The sequence below is a fragment of the Magnetococcales bacterium genome, assembly GCA_015231175.1.
In the GTDB taxonomy this organism is placed as follows: domain Bacteria; phylum Pseudomonadota; class Magnetococcia; order Magnetococcales; family DC0425bin3; genus HA3dbin3.
On record JADGBZ010000028.1, the window covers coordinates 12,850 to 28,313 of the forward strand.

The following is a 15,464-nucleotide window of genomic DNA, read 5'->3' on the forward strand; positions in this document are numbered from 1 at the left end:
TGTTCTCCTGTTTCAATGTCCACTCCATTGGACCGTACTGGGATCGATCCCTTCCTGCACCATATCCCACAGGGGGGACATTTCCCGCAATTTTTCGACAGCCGTGACGACCTTGTTGATCACAAAATCCACCTCTTCGGTCGAGGTTTGGCGGCCCAGGCCGAAGCGGATGGAGGTATGGGCCATATCTTCGCCGATCCCCATGGCGCGCAGCACATAGGAGGGCTCCAGCGAGGCGGATGTGCAGGCTGATCCCGAGGAGACCGCCACATCCTTGATGGCCATCATCATGGACTCCCCTTCGACATAGCCGAAGGAGATGTTGAGATTGCCGGGAACGCGGTGTTCCATGTCGCCGTTGGTTTCCACGTGGGTTAGGCGTGCGGTGATGCCGTCGTAGAGTCGTTGCCGCAGGGCGAGCAGGCGGTGGCTCTCTTCCGGCATCTCCTGCTGGCTGATGGCGCAGGCGGCGCCCAAACCGACGATCAGGGGCGTGGAGAGGGTGCCGGAACGCATGCCCCGTTCGTGGCCGCCACCGTGGATGATGGCCTTCAACCGCACCCGGGGACGCCGCCGCACATAGAGGGCGCCGATCCCCTTGGGACCATAGATTTTGTGGCCCGAGATCGAGAGCAGGTCGATCTGCATCGTCTCGACATTCAGGGGGATCTTGCCCACCCCCTGGGCGGCGTCGCAGTGAAAATGGACCTTGCGGGAGCGGCACAGGGCGCCGATCTCCGCCAGGGGTTGGATCACCCCCACCTCGTTGTTGACCGCCATGATCGAGACCAGAATGGTCTGGTCGGTGATGGCGTCGGCCAAGGTTTTCAGGTTGACCAGGCCATTGCGTTCCACCGGCAGGTAGGTCACCTGGAATCCTTCATCCGCTTCCAGGTGGCGGCAGGTATCGAGGACCGCCTTGTGTTCGGTCACCAGGGTGATGATGTGGTTCCCTCGTTCCCGATTGAAACGGGCCACGCCGGTGATGGCCAGATTGTCCGATTCGGTTGCCCCGGAGGTGAAGACAATCTCCCGGGGGTCGGCGCCGATGAGGTTTGCCACCTGCTCGCGGGCCGCCTCGACGGCTTTGTCCGCTTCCCAGCCATAGGGGTGCGAACGCGACGCCGGGTTGCCAAATTTTTCGGTAAACCAGGGGAGCATGCTCGCCAAAACCCGGGGATCCACCGGAGTGGTGGCCTGATAATCCAGATAGATGGGCAATTTCACTGTTGTTATCTCCTTTCAACCACCGGTTGCCGGCAAGGCCCCTGACATGGTGCGCAGACGCCTCACCACCCGGGCAAAACTTTGAATGAATCGATCCACTTCCGCCAATTGGCTGTTCCAACCCAGGGAGATGCGCACAGCGCCTCGTCCCAGGGTTTCCGGCACCCCCATGGCGCGCAACACAGGCGAAAAAGCCACCCTGCCCGAGGAACAGGCCGAACCCCCACTCACCGCAAAGCCGGCCAGATCCATGTTCATGACCAGGGTTTCGCCCTCCAGTCCCTCCAGTCCCAGCAGGGTGGTGTTGGGCAGGCGGGCCGTTTTCCGACCGAAGAGGATACCCTCGGGAATTTCGGCCAGCAGCCCATCTTCGAGATGGGCGCGCAACTGTTGCAACCGTTGGGCCTCGGCCTCCAGGCCGGGCGAGAGGGCAGTGACGGCGGCGCCAAAACCGACGATTCCCGGAACATTTTCCGTGCCCGAGCGTCGTCCCGACTCCTGGCCTCCGCCCCGCAACAGGGGTTCCATGGGGCGGCGTTTATCCACGATCAGGGCTCCGATCCCTTGGGGGCCGCCCAGTTTGTGGGCCGATACGGTCAAAAAATCAACAGGCAGATGTTCCAGGTCCACGACAACCTTGCCCACGGTCTGGGTGGCATCCACATGCAGGGGGACACCCCGGGCGCGGCATGCCGCTCCTATCGCCGCGACAGGTTGCATGACGCCGGTTTCGTTGTTGGCATGCATCACCGATACCAGAAACGTCTCCGGTCGCAGGGCTGATGTGATCCAATCGGCATCCACCACGCCCTGGCCATCGACGGGGGCGACCAGGAGCCTGATGCCGCGCCGGGCCAGGGCCTGGCAGGGCTCCAGGATCGAGGGGTGCTCCACGGCTGAAACGATGATCTCGCCGGCGTGGTCGTTGGCCGCCGCCAAACCGGTCAGGAGCGTATTGTTGGCCTCGGTGCCGCCGCTGGTGAAGAGCACCTGGCTGGCATGGGTACGCAACAAGCCGGCCAGGGCGCGCCGGGCATGTTCCACCGCCTGACGGGCCATGCGACCAGGGGTATGGATCGAGGAGGGGGATCCCCACCGCTCGCCCAGCCAGGGGAGCATGGCCTCCCGGACTGCCGGTCGCAGGGGCGCCGTGGCGTTGTAATCGAGATAGATCATCCCAGGAGTTCCAGGGGGTTGTGGTCGGGCCGGGACCGTTTGTTCCGATACGCTTCCGCCAGGCCGTCCAGTCTGACCGATTCCAGATATTCATGGATTTTTTCGCCCAACTCCACCCAGAGGTTGTGGGCGATACAGCGGCTGGAGCGAACGCACCCATGACCCTCTGCGTCGGCGGCATCGCAGGCGGTGGTGCGGATGGATTCGTCCACCGCATGGATGATATCCGCCACGCTGATGGTGGCGGGCGACCCCGCCAGAAGGTAACCGCCTCCCGGTCCCCGCACACTGCGTACCAGGCCCCCGCGCCGCAGTTTGGCAAAGAGTTGCTCCAGGTAGGAGAGGGAGATCTCCTGGCGTTCGGCGATCTCCGCGAGCGAGGCCGGTCCGTGGGTTGTATGACAGGCCAGATCCAGCATGGCCGAGACGGCATAACGTCCCTTGGTGGTCAATTTCATGGTCCGCACCCTCCCTGCATCTCACCGGGTTGCGCTGGATTTGGCCTGGCGACGCCTTGCAGGCAATCGGGCATCTCCCCTTTCGCCGGGGTTGCCTGGTTCGACCTGGCAACGCCTTGCAGGCAATCGGGCACGCCTCCCTTCGCCGGGGTTCCGGCAGGTGATTTTTTCATCTTTCCTTCGGGAAAGTCGTTATGTTTTTCCAAGGCATGCGCTGTGTTTTCCTTCATCTCTTCCAGGGTCTGGATACGGTCATCCAGGTGGTGCATCTGCTCCAGCACGCAGGTGATGGCCCGGACGACCGGATCGGGCATGCTTTCCATCTGGCCATAGGCGGGAAACAGGGCGTCGGCCTTCTCCTTCGCCCCCCGACTGCTGACGATGACCCGGCCCGGAATGCCGACCACGGTGGTATTCCTGGGGACATTGTTGACCACCACGGCGTTGGAGCCGACCCGGGCGTTGCTGCCGATGGTCACCGGTCCCAATATTTTCGCCCCGGCCCCGACGATGACATTCTCTTCCAGGGTGGGGTGACGTTTCCCTTTCTGCCAGGTGGTTCCTCCCAGGGTGACGCCGTGATAGATGGTCACGTTGTCGCCGATTTCGGTTGTTTCGCCGATGACCACCCCCATGCCGTGATCAATGAAAAAGCCCTGGCCGATCCGGGCTCCGGGGTGGATTTCGATCCCCGTCAACATCCGTCCCAGATAGGAGACCATCCGGGCGGCAAGTTTGAGATGGTGCGTCCACAACCAGTGGGCCAGGCGATAGGCCAGCATGGCGTGAACGCCCGGGTAGCACAGCAGCACCTCCAGGACATGGCGCGCCGCCGGATCCCGTGCAAACACCACCCGAATATCATTGCGAATGCGTGCAAACATGCTGACCGGGTCTCCCTTTCTTGGCAACTATTCACCACACGGCATCTCATCGGGGTCCAGGGGGCTGGCTCCCTGGCAGGTCCAGGACAGAGTCCTGGTGGGTTCGGGGCGAAGCCCTGACAAAGGCTTTCACATCCAACAACACCCCTCCCGCCTGAACCGAGCCATGTGGAGAGGATCCAATGTCCTAGGTAAATAGTCAAGTATTATTGTGCACGCCCGCAGCAGTGCGCGTTGATCGAGGGAGCGTCACCTGAACCCCGTTCCCTGGCGCTTGAAACGCCAAACCCCTCTCATGGAGGGGTTTGGGGGGCGGTGTTGCGTTCGTTGGGGCGCCCAGCCCGCGCAGAGTGAACGCTGTATTTTGCCTGCGACAAGCGAACAACCCTGGATCTACTACACAGGGTAATCATATCCTGATGTCATGTATCATGCAAATCTTTTTTTTTGGAGTCATCCATGGAACGTATTCTGGGGTTGGATCTGGGCACGACATCACTTGGCTGGGCGGTGATCGATCAGGATGCGGGAGGGGAGGCAGGCCGGGTTGTCGCGATGGGTGTGCGCATTTTTCCCGAAGGGTTGGAGGAGAAAACCCACCTTCCACGCAACCAGACCCGGCGCCTGGAGCGTATGGCCAGGCGGCAGCGGCAGCGGCGGCGAAACAGACGGAAGAATTTGGGCAAGGCCCTGACAAAGTTGGGGCTGTTGCCGGACTTTCATGATGCCGCCGGCTGGCGTGAGGTGATGGGGGTGGAACCTTATGGGTTGCGCGCCCGGGCCGTGGTGGAGCCTCTGCCCCCGCACCATCTGGGCCGTGCCTTGTATCATCTTGCCAAGTTGCGCGGTTTTTCCAGTTCCCGGTTGGTCAGTGGTGAGCCAACTGCGGAGGACAAGGAGAAAAAGGAGAAAGAAGAGGGGAAGGTCAAGCAGGCGATTGAAACCCTGAACAAGGAGTTGGCGGGGCAGACGCTGGGGACATTTCTGGCCGGACAGGAACAAAAACGGCGGCGCAGGCTGGGCCGTGAGATGGTGGTGGAGGAGTTTGAACGTATCTGGGCGGCCCAGGCTCCCCACCATCCGACAATATTGACCGAAGCGAATCGGGACGAGATTCACCGGATCATTTTTCATCAACGCCCGGTTTTTTGGCGGGTCAACACCTTGGGGAGGTGTGATCTGGAGCCGGAGGCGCCCCTTTGTGCGCGGGGATCCTGGCTTGGCCAACGTTTTGTCCTGTTGCAGAATTTGAACAGTCTGCGTTTGGCAAAGCCGGAAATTCGGGAGCTGGACGCTGAAGAGAGGCTTGTTCTCCTGGAGCATTTGAGTAACCAGGGGGAGAGCAGTTTTGGCGGGTTGCGCAAGGCCCTTGCCGGCCTCTGGAAGGCGAAGGATCACCCAATCAAGGGGGTGGTCTTCAATTTTGAAGAAGGCAAGGCCAAAAAGATGCCTGGCAATCGGGTGGAAGCCAAAATACGAGAGGCCCTGGGGGAGGCGTGGGCAACACATCCGCATGTATCGATGATCCGCGATGAATTGTATCCAAAACTGGAAAAGATTCATTACCACCGTGTTGGCGGGCGGCGCATGGAAATCCGAACTTTGTTGGGGGTTGCGGAAGAGCGAAACCGCTTTGTGCAGGAGGCCATGGACCCATGGGCGTTGACCCGGGAGCAGGCTGAAATTTTGGGAAAATTCGAGCCGCCGCCGGGTTGGTTGCGCCATTCGGAAAAGGCCATTCGCCGGATGCTTCCCCTGATGGAGGAGGGCAGGCGGTACGACGAGGCGAAGGAGGCGTGTTATCCAGCGGGCTCGGATGGGGAGGGGGAGCGCTGTTCGCTGTTGCCGGCCCACCCCCGGAAGCAGCCGGAGACGCGCAACCCGGCGGTGCGGCGGGCATTGAACGAAACCCGCAAGGTGGTGAACAACCTGTTGGTCGTCCATGGGCCTTTGCAGCGGATACGCATTGAATTGGCCAGGGAATTGAAATTATCTCCTGCGCAGAGGTTGGAGTATCAAAAGACGCAGAAGAAAAGGGAGGGGGAGAGAGAAGAGGCGCGCAAGGAGCTGGAAAGCAACGGTATTGCTTCACCAGGTCGGGACGACATCGAAAAATGGCTGCTGTGGAAGGAGTGTCAGGAGGTGTGCCCCTACACGGGGCAGCCTATCGGCTTCGACGCCCTGTTTGGGCAAGACCGGTTTCAGGTCGAGCATATGCGTCCACTCTCCCGCTCCCTGGATAACGGTTTTGGCAACAAAACCCTGTGTGACACCGAGGAGAATCTGCGCAAGAGCAACCGCACACCATGGGAACTTTATCATGGCGATACAAAGCGTTGGGAGGAGATCAAACAGCGGGTGACAAAGAGCCTGCCCCCGGCCAAGGCGAGGCGCTTTCTGGATGAGACCTTCTCGGAAATCGGTTCTGACGCATGGGCCGACCGCCAGTTGCAGGACACGCGGTATGCCGCACGGGAGGTGCGGGATTTTCTGGCTCGGCTGGGTTTGCCGGTCGAGACGCGCAATGGGGCGATGGTGGCCCAGTTGCCGGTCGAGACGCGCAATGGGGCCATGACGGCCCAGTTGCGCCATTTCTGGGGTCTGGAAAGGGTGCTGCCCCCGAGTGCATCGGGCCGGAAAAATCGGGATGACCATCGGCACCATGCCGTGGATGCCCTGGTTGTGGCCTTGACCTCGACGACGGCTGTACAGGCCTTGAGTCGCCTGCATGCCCGCGAACAGAAGGCCCGATCCGGGGCTTTTCCGCTTCCCTGGGCTGGCTTGCGCGAGGAGGCCAGGGCGATTTTGGGGCAACTGGTCGTGTCGCACCGGGTGCGGCGCAAAATCTCCGGTCCCCTGCATAAGCAAACCAACTATGGGGATACGGGGAGCAGTGCTGGAAAAAAGGGTGAGTATGCGATGTTCGTCTTTCGCAAACCTCTGGAGGCGGTCAGCAAGGCGGCGATTGACGATATCCGGGATGCCCGGGTTCGCGCTATCGTGACTCAACATGCCGAGCGTTTTGGCGGTGATTTGAAAAAGGCCCTCAAACAAGGTTATCCGGTGATCCCGGGTCGCGATGGCAAACCGGACCGGGAGATTCGCAAAGTTCGTCTGTTTTTAAAGCAACAAAAGCGTCTCATGGCACGGTTGGGAGGGGGACGTTCCTGGGCTGATTCGGGTGAAAACCATCACATGGCCATCTACAAAAATGCGGCGGGAAAGGTTTGCCATGAGGTGGTCAGTTTGCTTGAGGCGGCACGGCGAAAATCGTGCGGGGAGCCGGTGGTGCGACGTGACCTCGGAGAGGGGTGGCGGTTTGTCTTCTCTCTGGGCAAGGGGGAGATGCTGGCTTCGATCGGGCAGGATGGATCGCGTTCGTTCTGGGTGGTGACCAGCGTTTGGTCAGATGGTGTGATCGTGCATGTTTCTCACACGACTGCTGGAAATGATGTGAAGAAAAACAAGGGGAATGGTGTGGATGAAGGTGTAGAGAAAGATGCGGGGGTGCGTTATAAAAAACCCGAACCACTCTTGCAGGCTGGTTACGACAAGATCAGCGTCGATCCCATCGGGCGGGTAAGGAAAGCCCATGATTAAAAAAGTGGTGGAGGTGGCCTCTCCGGCGCGCCTCTCCGTGCGCCACCAACAGCTGCTGATCGAGCGCGGGGATGATGAGGCGGCCTCGATCCCTTGCGAAGATATCGGGATTTTGCTCGTCGAGCACCCGGCGGTGACCTACACCCATGGCGTGTTTGTCACGCTGAACGCTTTTGGGGCGGTCATCATTTTTTGTGGGCCGGATCATTTGCCGGCGGGGATTGTTCTCCCTGCGGCAGGACATCATGAATCAGCGGCCCGGATTGGCACGCAGGTGGAGGCGTCCCTGCCCTTGAAGAAAGGGATCTGGAAGACCACGATCAGGGCCAAACTGTGCCAGCAGGCGGCGCTTCTGGCCGAGCGCGGGGAGGAGGGTGGCGCCTTGCTGGCGATGGCGGGCCGGGTGCGCTCCGGGGATTCGGAAAATCTGGAGGCGCAGGCGGCGCGGCGTTATTGGCCCCTTTTGATGGGGCCGGATTTTCGTCGTGAGCGGGGGGGCGCGCCGCCCAATCATCTGCTCAACTATGGCTACATGGTTTTTCGCGCCGCCATGGCGCGCGCCTTGACCGCAGCAGGTTTGTTGCCCGCCCTCGGGGTCAACCATCATGCCAAACGTAACACCTTTGCCTTGGCCGACGATCTGGGAGAGCCCTATCGGCCATTGGTGGATTGGCGCGTGCGGCAGATGGTGGATGCCGGGGAGGGGCTCGACCCTGCACTCAACCGGCCACAACGAGCGGCCTTGTTGGCCCTGTTCAACGAGACGGTCCGTTTCGACGGGGAGCGTCTTCCCCTATTGGCGGCCATGGGGAGGACGGCGGTATCCCTGGTGCGCTGTTTCGCAGAGAAACGGACCGATCCCATCTTTCCGGAGGGTATGCCGTTGCCTCCGGACGGAGCGACCGACGATGCGGATACTTGACATACCTTTCGGGATGCGCACCATGTGGGTTATCGCCTTGTTTGATCTGCCAACGGAAACCAAACGACAACGCCGGGCCTACACCCTTTTTCGCAGGGCGTTGCTCAAGGATGGTTTTGGCATGATGCAATATTCCGTCTACCGGCGGCATTGCGCCAGTCATGAAAACGCCCAGTCGCACATCAGGCGGATGGGGGGGCAGGTGCCTGCCGAGGGGGAGGTGCGTTTCCTGGTGATCACCGATAAACAATTTTCTCGTATGGAGATTTTTTGGGGTGGGGCGCAAAAAAAATCGCCCCCGACTCCGGTACAACTGATGCTGTTCTGATGGTTTTTTCAGTCGAAAAAACGCAGAAGCCCGCCTGACATCAATGTGTTAGGCGGGCTTCGAGTGTAGCAGATCCGGGGGTGTCCGCAAGCCGCAGCCAGTCTAGACCGTGGGAGGTGGCCAGCCACAGTGTAGCAGATCCGGGGGTGTCCGCAAGCCGCAGCGTTGAACACGTCTGGAAGCCGGTCCCCCATAGTGTAGCAGATCCGGGGGTGTCCGCAAGCCGCAGCGTGACTAGCCGTGTCCAGGACTATATCTATAGTGTAGCAGATCCGGGGGTGTCCGCAAGCCGCAGCAGAGTCACAGACGCTGACGACAACCTGGTAGTGTAGCAGATCCGGGGGTGTCCGCAAGCCGCAGCATAAAGAGCTTGTTCTTGCGGACTCAAAGAGTGTAGCAGATCCGGGGGTGTCCGCAAGCCGCAGCTGCGAAACCGTGCGGACGGTTGGGCGGATCAGTGTAGCAGATCCGGGGGTGTCCGCAAGCCGCAGCGCAGGGTTGCGTCTTCAACGAACGGATGGAGTGTAGCAGATCCGGGGGTGTCCGCAAGCCGCAGCTACTACGATTTTGCCGCGCAGAAGTTCAAAAGTGTAGCAGATCCGGGGGTGTCCGCAAGCCGCAGGGGAAACCTGAATTCCTCCATGCTGACGTGCTGGTAGCCAAGCGTTTGCAGTTTGGCGAGCAGAATTCTTTCCACTTTGGCTACGGAGAGGGACGCCATCAGCCTTCATTTCCTGATTGCAAATCAACCAACGACATGAGGGTGAAACGAGGCCGACCCTGACCGACTTGCATCACATTGAATTTAGCAGTCAATGGTTTGTGAAGCCATTGACGGTTGAGGATGTCCGGATCTTCTATCGCTGGATCGACTTTCCCCCTGATCAATCCATTCTGATCGGAGAGCTTGAATTCAAAAGTCCTTCCTGCCGGAAGCACCCCTTGAAACTCTCCCAGGAACTCTTCTTGATGCTCCCGAATGTTGTCATCCTTCAAACGTTCGCAGGATGTCGTGAGCTGTTTATGGCTTGAATATCGGAAAAAATGGTCGGCGAACTCCAGTCCGCACCAAGCCTGTTGCTGAACCAGAACATCCAGAAATTCATAGATCTTTCTGACGGCGCGAGGATGGATCTCTTCGATAATTTCCGCCATCTCGTCATCGCTGCCTTCGGCAGTCAGTCTGAGCAGGGTTTGGAGCTTGACCATGGCGTTCCGGGGATCCTCATCGGGAAACAGCGATGGTTGCTGCGGTGAAGGAAGTTCAAATTCAAACCCGAACGAACTGATGGCGGTTCCAGTGATTAATAACTGTTTCCTGTCCCGGTTGGGTATCGGCCCCATGGCGCGCAGTCCCTCACTCAATCCGGCGACCACAACAACAAAGGCGTCGGAGAAGGCGCCAGCGGCTTTGGTTGCGAAATCCGCAGCAATGCCATGGCTGCCGGATACGGGTTTGCCGCGAAAAGTCAATCGGGCCTTTTCCGGGGGACTTTGCCGGGATAGCGTCGCCATCTCCTCCCTGGCGACTTCAAGTCTTGCTTCAAAACTCATCCGATCAATGACATCATCCTCGGGAATGCTGGCCAGAATGGCTTCCAGTTCCTTGATTTCAGACGCGATGGAAAGATGCTCGTTACTCATGGTTGACTCCTCCATCGGGGTTCAGGATCGCACGCGCGGCATCGTCCCGTGCGGGATCGAGATCGACCTGGACGAATCCTTTCCACAGGCCGTCGCGGCGATGGGACCACATGCTGTACCAGTAGGAGATCTCTTTGACCCTGTTGACATCCGTAGGTTTGCCCAATGAGATAAAGTAGGTATCCACCTTATGCGAGGTCTTCCACGCATGACGATCAAACAGGCTGGGATTTCTTTCCGAAAATGATCGTTGATTATGTCCATCGGGAAGGAGATAGAAAGTTACCACATCCATATCACGCGGAGGGCGACTCTCAAGCATCTCGACATGTTCCAGAAAGCTGCCGTCCAGCCACTGAAACCCGTTGACGATCCCTGCCCGATGCAGGGCTGCACGAAACCGCAGCAGACCCTTCAAAATGGCGATTCGTTCGGGAGTGGAGGAAAAGTGGTCCACCAGTCCAGGCAGTTTGACAGCATAGGGGGAGCGATCTGGACTGTTGCCCAATGCATTCGTCATGATTGGCGGCAACACGCCGACATGGTTCCATGCGGGAACGGCGCCAGGGAGAGTGGTCATGACTGGTTACCTTGCCCCTCTAAACCCCTCCGAGGCCTTTTCGTTTTCCCCCTGGACCACGACATACTTCTCCTCGATAGTGCGCTGGAACCTCTCTGGCAATTCACTCCAGACCAGCACGTCCACCAGGAAGGGCAGGTTGCTTTCGTCCAGGGCCTCCTTGAGTTCTGAAATCAGGGGGCGTTGGCCGGGGTGGGTGAAAACCACGAGGTCAAGATCGGAGTAGGGCCGGGCACTTCCTTTGACACGGGAACCATGGGCCCATACCGTCACACCGGGAATGAAATGGCGCAACAGCGCAAGAAGCATGGCGCGCTGCTGTGGCGTGATGTCCAGGGTGTCGGTCATGCCCAGAGTGTTCCCGTCATCGTTCGATAAAGGCTGACAGCATCCGCGATGAACTCACCGACAATCAACAGGGGCTCTGCTGCCTTGTCTTCGCTGTAGTCATGAGTGGTGTTGGTTCGGGCTTCTGCATATTTCAGCCACTGCTCCACGGGGGAAGGCAGCACATCGTTCTGACCCGCCAGTTTGAAAATGGGCCTGGGGCTGTTGGGCACATCCGGCAGTCCCAGGAGTTCCACCAGGTAACGTTTGAGATTTTTCCACAAGGTGTCGTAGCAGGTCTCGAACCGCTGGATCACCGACTCGGCGATGGCCTCACGGTCCAACCCGGTCAGTTCGGGCCGCTCCAGTGCCCGCTGATGGTTGGCGTATTGGACCTCCAGATGCCAAAGCGATTTTTTCAGCTTATCGTGGTCGATCATGCTTTATTCGTCCTTCGCCAGAGGATGGACGCCACCCAGACGCAGGGTCACGACTTTCCCCAATGCGCGGGACATGCCATGGTCCAGCGTCAGCAGTTGGGCGTTCGGCATCAACGCCGTGGCGGCAATAATGGCGTCTTTCTGTTCCTCGGCGAGCGCCATGGCGGCATCGTGTCCCTTGAGCAGGCCGATCACCAGGTTGGTGTCGAGCAACCAATCAATCCCACTCATCGCGTAGCGCCTTCTGGATGGAGACGGGATCAGCGTTGAAATGGGGCGATTCCTTCATGACCCCGGCAAAGTGCCGCCAATCGGGGGAAGATTCCATGGCGTCGCTGGCGATTGCATCGGATTCCAGTGGCTCCAGCACGGTCAGTACGGCCCGATGGCGTCCCCGCAACACCATCGGTTCCCGCAACCGAACCTGTCCGTCCGCACTGACTTCCGCTTCGCAGGAGCGCATCATGACTTTCTCTCCGCTTTCATGGGGGGGGGAATTACCAGCCGCCCCATCCTTTCCCGAATCCGTTTCTCCAGTGCGCACCCCTCGGCGAAGCGCTTTTCCAGCGCCCATCTTCACGGGTCTTTCGGACTGTTGCAAGCGACTCAATCCACCCGGCAGATCAATCCCTTGAGATACTCCCCTTCCGGAAAGGCCAGGTTGACGGGGTGGTCGGCATCGGCGCCCAGACGCTCCAAAACCACGGCCTGCCGCCCGGCATCCAGGGCGGCATCGGCGACGATCTTGCGGAACAGATCTGTTGTCAAATGTCCGGAGCAGGAGAAGGTGCAGAGGAGTCCACCGGGCCGCAACAGTTGACAGCCGAGAAGGTTGACATCCTTGTAGGCCCGGGAGGCTTTGGGGAGATGGGCCGCTGTCTCGGCAAACTTGGGCGGATCCAGCACGACCATGTCATATCGGGCGGCCTGATCGCGCAGACGCCGCAAAATGTCAAAGGCGTTGCCGGTGACATGTTCCGCCCGGGTGGCCTCGTGGCCATTCAGGGCAAGATTCTGGCGGGCCAGGGCGAGGGCTGGTTCTGAGGCATCCACCTGGGTGACCCGGGCGGCTCCCTGGGCCAGGCTGGCAAGACCAAATCCGCCGGAATAGGCAAAGACATTAAGCAGGTCACCCTCTGCGGCGTGTGCTCCCACCCGTGCCCGGTTGTGTCGCTGATCCAGATAAAACCCGGTCTTTTGCCCCTGTGTCAGGTCAACCAGAAAACGTACCGCCCCTTCGTGAATCTCGACCAGGGGCGGGGGTTCCCGGCCCGAGAGGAGACCAGTCCGGGGTTGCAACCCCTCCTTGCGGCGCACTTCCAGGTCAGAGCGTTCCCAGATGCCGGCGTTAAGCACGTTGTCGTTCAGGAGATCGACCAGGGTAGCCCGCCACAGCTCCGGACCTGCCGCCGAAATCTGTACCACAAGAAAATCGCCGTAGCGGTCCACGATCAATCCCGGCAAGCCGTCCGATTCGGCATTGACCAGGCGCATGGCGTTGGTCTGACGCAGGGCGGGCAGGTCGTGCCGTCTGCCCAATGCTGCTGCCAGACGCTGGTGGAAAAACGCTGGATCGATGTGTTCCCCGGGATTGAACGACCAGATCCGCACCGGAATGCCGGAAGTGGGGGAGTAGGCGCCCCACCCCAAGGTCTCTCCCCGCGAGGAGAGGAGAGCCACCGTGTCACCCGGCTTGGGGTCGTTACGCACCTCGGCGATGGCACCACTGAAAATCCAGGGGTGTCGGCGGAGCAAGGCTTTGTCGCGACCGGCTTTCAGGACTACAGAGGGCATGATCGAGAGTCCAAAATCAAAGGGTGTGGGTTGGTGCAGGAGAACCATGCGCCGGCAGTGTGCCCGCATTTTCCGGCCATCTCAAGGCCGGACAGGATTGCAGGGGAGATGGGTGCGCCTCTCCCCCTTCCGGTCGTCAGGCGCATCGTCCTGGTGACATCTCCGCGCTGGAATTGTTGTTTGACAGGCATGAGGGGGCGGCGTAAACTGAAACTGTACAGTACAGTACAGTACAGTACAGTACAGTACAGTACAGTACAGTACTGTACAGTACGGTACTGTACAGTACGGTACAGTACATCTTGCAATGGGCCATGGGATCATCTGATGAGAACGAAAAACACCCGGAAAAGACAGGCCATTCTTGATGTCGCTACCCAGGCGTTTCGTGAATTGGGTTACGAGCGGACTTCCATGTCCGAAATTTGTGCCCGTGTCGGGGGCTCGAAGGCGACGCTTTACAACCATTTCGTCTCGAAGGAGGAGCTTTTTTTCGAGGTCATATTCATGGCCAATGAAATAGAGTTTCATGCGACCAACGCCTGTCTTGATCCGAAAACGGAGGACGTTTCAGCAGCCTTGCTTGCCTTTGGCGAGCATTTTTTGCGCTTGCTCTATGCGCCGGAGATGTTGCCCATACGGCGCCTGGTCATTGCCGAGTCAGGGCGATCCAATCTTGGACGCATCTGTTATGAAAGGGGATTGAAACGCATCCACGACCTGTTGGCCGCTTTTCTCCACAGCGTGATGACCCGCGACGTATCAGGCCTGACAGATCCAGCCGTGGCAGCCTGGCATTTGCTTGGACTGCTGGAGGCGGAACTTTTTCCACGTTGCATGCTTTGCGTGCAGGAAGTGACCAGCGAAGAGGAGATCAGGGGTTGTACACAACGCGCCGTTGGCGCCTTCATGACTGCATATGGCAGGAGTCTTCCATGAACAAGGTCTCTGTCTCTTCCCTATTCATTCTGTTTTTGTCGGTTGTTTGCGGCGCGGGTGGGCCATGGGAGGTCGCTGTGGCTGGTGGCGCCATGCCGCCACCGGAAGTTGACGTTTTCACAGTGCGTGCGGGGGAGGTGACGCTAACCCGGGATTTGCCGGGCCGCCTGCAAGCCTGGCGCACGGCTGAGGTGCGGGCGCGGGTGGAAGGGATTATTGAAAAACGTCTCTTCGCGGAAGGGTCCGATGTCCGGGTCGGGGAGACTTTGTTCCAGATCGACGCACGCGCCTACCAGGCAGCCTATGAAGCCGCCACCGCCGACGTGGAGGCGGCGCGTCTGGTGGTGGAGCGCCACAAATCGCTTCTGGGTATCAAGGCGGTCAGCAGACAGGAGTTCGACGCTGCCCAGGCCAGACTTAAACAGACGCAGGCAGCGCTCACCCGCGCCAAACTTGACCTGGAGAATACCCGGGTTCCGGCGCCGATTGCCGGTCGTGTCGGGCGCACGCTGGTGACCGAGGGGGCCTTGGTCGGTCGGGGTGAGGCGACCCATCTGGCAACCATTGAACAGCTTGACCCGATCTACGCCAACTTTTCCCAACCTGGTGCGGAGATGCAGCTCCTGCGGGCCGCCAGCAAAGCGGGCCAGTCCGGAGAGACCCAGGCAGCCAAAGTGGAGCTGTTGCTCGGCGATGGCGGTCTTCATGAACAAGCGGGCCAGGTTGTCTTTGCGGACATGGCGGTTGATCCCTCTACGGGTGCGGTGTCGTTGCGTGCCCGCTTTCCCAACCCGGAACGTACCCTGTTGCCCGGCATGTTTGTGCGCGTGCGTTTAGTCACCTCTTTCACCCATGTCATCCGGGTGCCGCAACGCGCTGTGCAGGGCGGGCAGCAGGGCCAGTCCGTGCGGATCGTCAGCGCTGACGGCAAGGTTGCGCCACAGCCCGTCAAGACCCGTGGCATGGTCGATGGGGATTTTATCATCAGCGAAGGGTTGAAGGGTGGTGAACAAGTGATCGTCAACGGCTGGCAGAAGGCCCCCCCGGGCACGACGGTCAAGCCCGTGTCCTGGCCCCCCGAGATGGCTTCCGGCTTTTCACCCCCTTCGGTGACGACGCCCACCCCCAAGACGGGAGAGTGACCC

16 protein-coding genes and 1 CRISPR repeat array are annotated in these 15,464 nt (G+C 59.8%); of the genes, 5 read left to right on the forward strand and 11 right to left on the reverse strand.

From position 1 onward, the window contains the following. Positions 1 to 12 precede the first annotated feature (12 nt). The 4 genes from iscS to cysE are packed head-to-tail and all read right to left on the reverse strand — an operon-like array spanning position 13 to position 3,745. Positions 13 to 1,227 carry an IscS subfamily cysteine desulfurase gene (iscS, locus tag HQL63_07985; protein ID MBF0176770.1) on the reverse strand — a complete coding sequence of 405 codons (1,215 nt, stop codon included), beginning with the start codon at positions 1,225 to 1,227 and terminating at the stop codon, positions 13 to 15. A 15-nt stretch (positions 1,228 to 1,242) separates the two neighbouring features. Further along, the gene (locus HQL63_07990) at positions 1,243 to 2,403 is read right to left on the reverse strand and encodes a cysteine desulfurase (GenBank protein MBF0176771.1); all 1,161 of its coding nucleotides are present in this window, start codon (positions 2,401 to 2,403) and stop codon (positions 1,243 to 1,245) included. Further along, a complete protein-coding gene (locus tag HQL63_07995; GenBank protein MBF0176772.1) occupies positions 2,400 to 2,861 on the reverse strand; it encodes an Rrf2 family transcriptional regulator in 462 nt (153 codons plus the stop codon). The genes HQL63_07990 and HQL63_07995 overlap by 4 nt, the downstream gene beginning before the upstream one ends. Further along, positions 2,858 to 3,745 carry a serine O-acetyltransferase gene (cysE, locus tag HQL63_08000; GenBank protein ID MBF0176773.1) on the reverse strand — a complete coding sequence of 296 codons (888 nt, stop codon included), beginning with the start codon at positions 3,743 to 3,745 and terminating at the stop codon, positions 2,858 to 2,860. The genes HQL63_07995 and cysE overlap by 4 nt, the downstream gene beginning before the upstream one ends. A 459-nt stretch (positions 3,746 to 4,204) precedes the next feature. Here cysE and cas9 point away from each other — a divergent pair, with 459 nt between their 5' ends. From cas9 to cas2, 3 genes are read left to right on the forward strand one after another with little or no spacing between them, the layout of a single operon-like run. Continuing rightward, positions 4,205 to 7,345 carry a type II CRISPR RNA-guided endonuclease Cas9 gene (cas9, locus tag HQL63_08005; protein ID MBF0176774.1) on the forward strand — a complete coding sequence of 1,047 codons (3,141 nt, stop codon included), beginning with the start codon at positions 4,205 to 4,207 and terminating at the stop codon, positions 7,343 to 7,345. Next, on the forward strand, positions 7,338 to 8,267 hold the full coding sequence (gene cas1 / locus HQL63_08010) for a type II CRISPR-associated endonuclease Cas1 (protein MBF0176775.1): 930 nt from the start codon (positions 7,338 to 7,340) through the stop codon (positions 8,265 to 8,267). The genes cas9 and cas1 overlap by 8 nt, the downstream gene beginning before the upstream one ends. A 22-nt stretch (positions 8,268 to 8,289) precedes the next feature. Further along, positions 8,290 to 8,595: a CRISPR-associated endonuclease Cas2 gene (gene cas2 / locus HQL63_08015; protein MBF0176776.1), complete on the forward strand. Its 306-nt coding sequence runs from the start codon at positions 8,290 to 8,292 to the stop codon at positions 8,593 to 8,595. 62 nt (positions 8,596 to 8,657) lie between these two features. Then, a CRISPR array of direct repeats spans positions 8,658 to 9,218; the repeat unit is 36 nt; unit sequence AGTGTAGCAGATCCGGGGGTGTCCGCAAGCCGCAGC. Positions 9,219 to 9,315: 97 nt separating this feature from the next. On the opposite strand, the gene HQL63_08020 is transcribed toward cas2, so the two are convergent. The 7 genes from HQL63_08020 to HQL63_08050 all read right to left on the reverse strand — a co-directional run bounded on the left by HQL63_08020 (position 9,316) and on the right by HQL63_08050 (position 13,380). Beyond that, a complete protein-coding gene (locus HQL63_08020; protein ID MBF0176777.1) occupies positions 9,316 to 10,239 on the reverse strand; it encodes a hypothetical protein in 924 nt (307 codons plus the stop codon). After that, the gene (locus HQL63_08025) at positions 10,232 to 10,819 is read right to left on the reverse strand and encodes a hypothetical protein (GenBank protein MBF0176778.1); all 588 of its coding nucleotides are present in this window, start codon (positions 10,817 to 10,819) and stop codon (positions 10,232 to 10,234) included. The genes HQL63_08020 and HQL63_08025 overlap by 8 nt, the downstream gene beginning before the upstream one ends. Before the next feature lie 6 nt (positions 10,820 to 10,825). After that, positions 10,826 to 11,167, reverse strand: a complete 342-nt coding sequence (locus tag HQL63_08030) for a nucleotidyltransferase domain-containing protein (GenBank protein MBF0176779.1) — start codon at positions 11,165 to 11,167, stop codon at positions 10,826 to 10,828. After that, the gene (locus HQL63_08035; protein MBF0176780.1) at positions 11,164 to 11,586 is read right to left on the reverse strand and encodes a nucleotidyltransferase substrate binding protein; all 423 of its coding nucleotides are present in this window, start codon (positions 11,584 to 11,586) and stop codon (positions 11,164 to 11,166) included. Before HQL63_08035 ends, HQL63_08030 begins: the two co-directional genes overlap by 4 nt. 3 nt (positions 11,587 to 11,589) lie before the next feature. Next, entirely contained in the window at positions 11,590 to 11,817 is a 228-nt protein-coding gene (locus tag HQL63_08040) for a hypothetical protein (GenBank protein ID MBF0176781.1), read from the reverse strand. Then, the gene (locus HQL63_08045) at positions 11,804 to 12,052 is read right to left on the reverse strand and encodes a hypothetical protein (protein MBF0176782.1); all 249 of its coding nucleotides are present in this window, start codon (positions 12,050 to 12,052) and stop codon (positions 11,804 to 11,806) included. Before HQL63_08045 ends, HQL63_08040 begins: the two co-directional genes overlap by 14 nt. 140 nt (positions 12,053 to 12,192) lie before the next feature. Further along, positions 12,193 to 13,380, reverse strand: a complete 1,188-nt coding sequence (locus HQL63_08050; protein MBF0176783.1) for a class I SAM-dependent rRNA methyltransferase — start codon at positions 13,378 to 13,380, stop codon at positions 12,193 to 12,195. Between the two features lie 327 nt (positions 13,381 to 13,707). On the opposite strand from HQL63_08050, the gene HQL63_08055 reads away from it, so the two are divergent. Next, entirely contained in the window at positions 13,708 to 14,319 is a 612-nt protein-coding gene (locus tag HQL63_08055) for a TetR/AcrR family transcriptional regulator (GenBank protein ID MBF0176784.1), read from the forward strand. A 92-nt stretch (positions 14,320 to 14,411) separates the two neighbouring features. Further along, positions 14,412 to 15,461, forward strand: coding sequence for an efflux RND transporter periplasmic adaptor subunit (locus HQL63_08060; protein MBF0176785.1), 1,050 nt, complete (start codon positions 14,412 to 14,414; stop codon positions 15,459 to 15,461). Positions 15,462 to 15,464: the final 3 nt, after the last annotated feature.

Bases quoted from the DNA above. Each gene is read 5' to 3' on its own strand.
- HQL63_08020 (MBF0176777.1), bottom strand. From the start codon at position 10,239: ATGAGTAACGAGCATCTTTCCATCGCGTCTGAAATCAAGGAACTGGAA.
- cysE (MBF0176773.1), bottom strand. From the start codon at position 3,745: ATGTTTGCACGCATTCGCAATGATATTCGGGTGGTGTTTGCACGGGAT.
- HQL63_08050 (MBF0176783.1), bottom strand. From the start codon at position 13,380: ATGCCCTCTGTAGTCCTGAAAGCCGGTCGCGACAAAGCCTTGCTCCGC.
- cas2 (MBF0176776.1), top strand. From the start codon at position 8,290: ATGTGGGTTATCGCCTTGTTTGATCTGCCAACGGAAACCAAACGACAA.
- cas1 (MBF0176775.1), top strand. From the start codon at position 7,338: ATGATTAAAAAAGTGGTGGAGGTGGCCTCTCCGGCGCGCCTCTCCGTG.
- HQL63_08055 (MBF0176784.1), top strand. From the start codon at position 13,708: ATGAGAACGAAAAACACCCGGAAAAGACAGGCCATTCTTGATGTCGCT.
- HQL63_08045 (MBF0176782.1), bottom strand. From the start codon at position 12,052: ATGATGCGCTCCTGCGAAGCGGAAGTCAGTGCGGACGGACAGGTTCGG.
- HQL63_08035 (MBF0176780.1), bottom strand. From the start codon at position 11,586: ATGATCGACCACGATAAGCTGAAAAAATCGCTTTGGCATCTGGAGGTC.
- HQL63_08025 (MBF0176778.1), bottom strand. From the start codon at position 10,819: ATGACCACTCTCCCTGGCGCCGTTCCCGCATGGAACCATGTCGGCGTG.
- HQL63_08030 (MBF0176779.1), bottom strand. From the start codon at position 11,167: ATGACCGACACCCTGGACATCACGCCACAGCAGCGCGCCATGCTTCTT.
- HQL63_07995 (MBF0176772.1), bottom strand. From the start codon at position 2,861: ATGAAATTGACCACCAAGGGACGTTATGCCGTCTCGGCCATGCTGGAT.
- HQL63_07990 (MBF0176771.1), bottom strand. From the start codon at position 2,403: ATGATCTATCTCGATTACAACGCCACGGCGCCCCTGCGACCGGCAGTC.
- HQL63_08060 (MBF0176785.1), top strand. From the start codon at position 14,412: ATGCCGCCACCGGAAGTTGACGTTTTCACAGTGCGTGCGGGGGAGGTG.
- HQL63_08040 (MBF0176781.1), bottom strand. From the start codon at position 11,817: ATGAGTGGGATTGATTGGTTGCTCGACACCAACCTGGTGATCGGCCTG.
- cas9 (MBF0176774.1), top strand. From the start codon at position 4,205: ATGGAACGTATTCTGGGGTTGGATCTGGGCACGACATCACTTGGCTGG.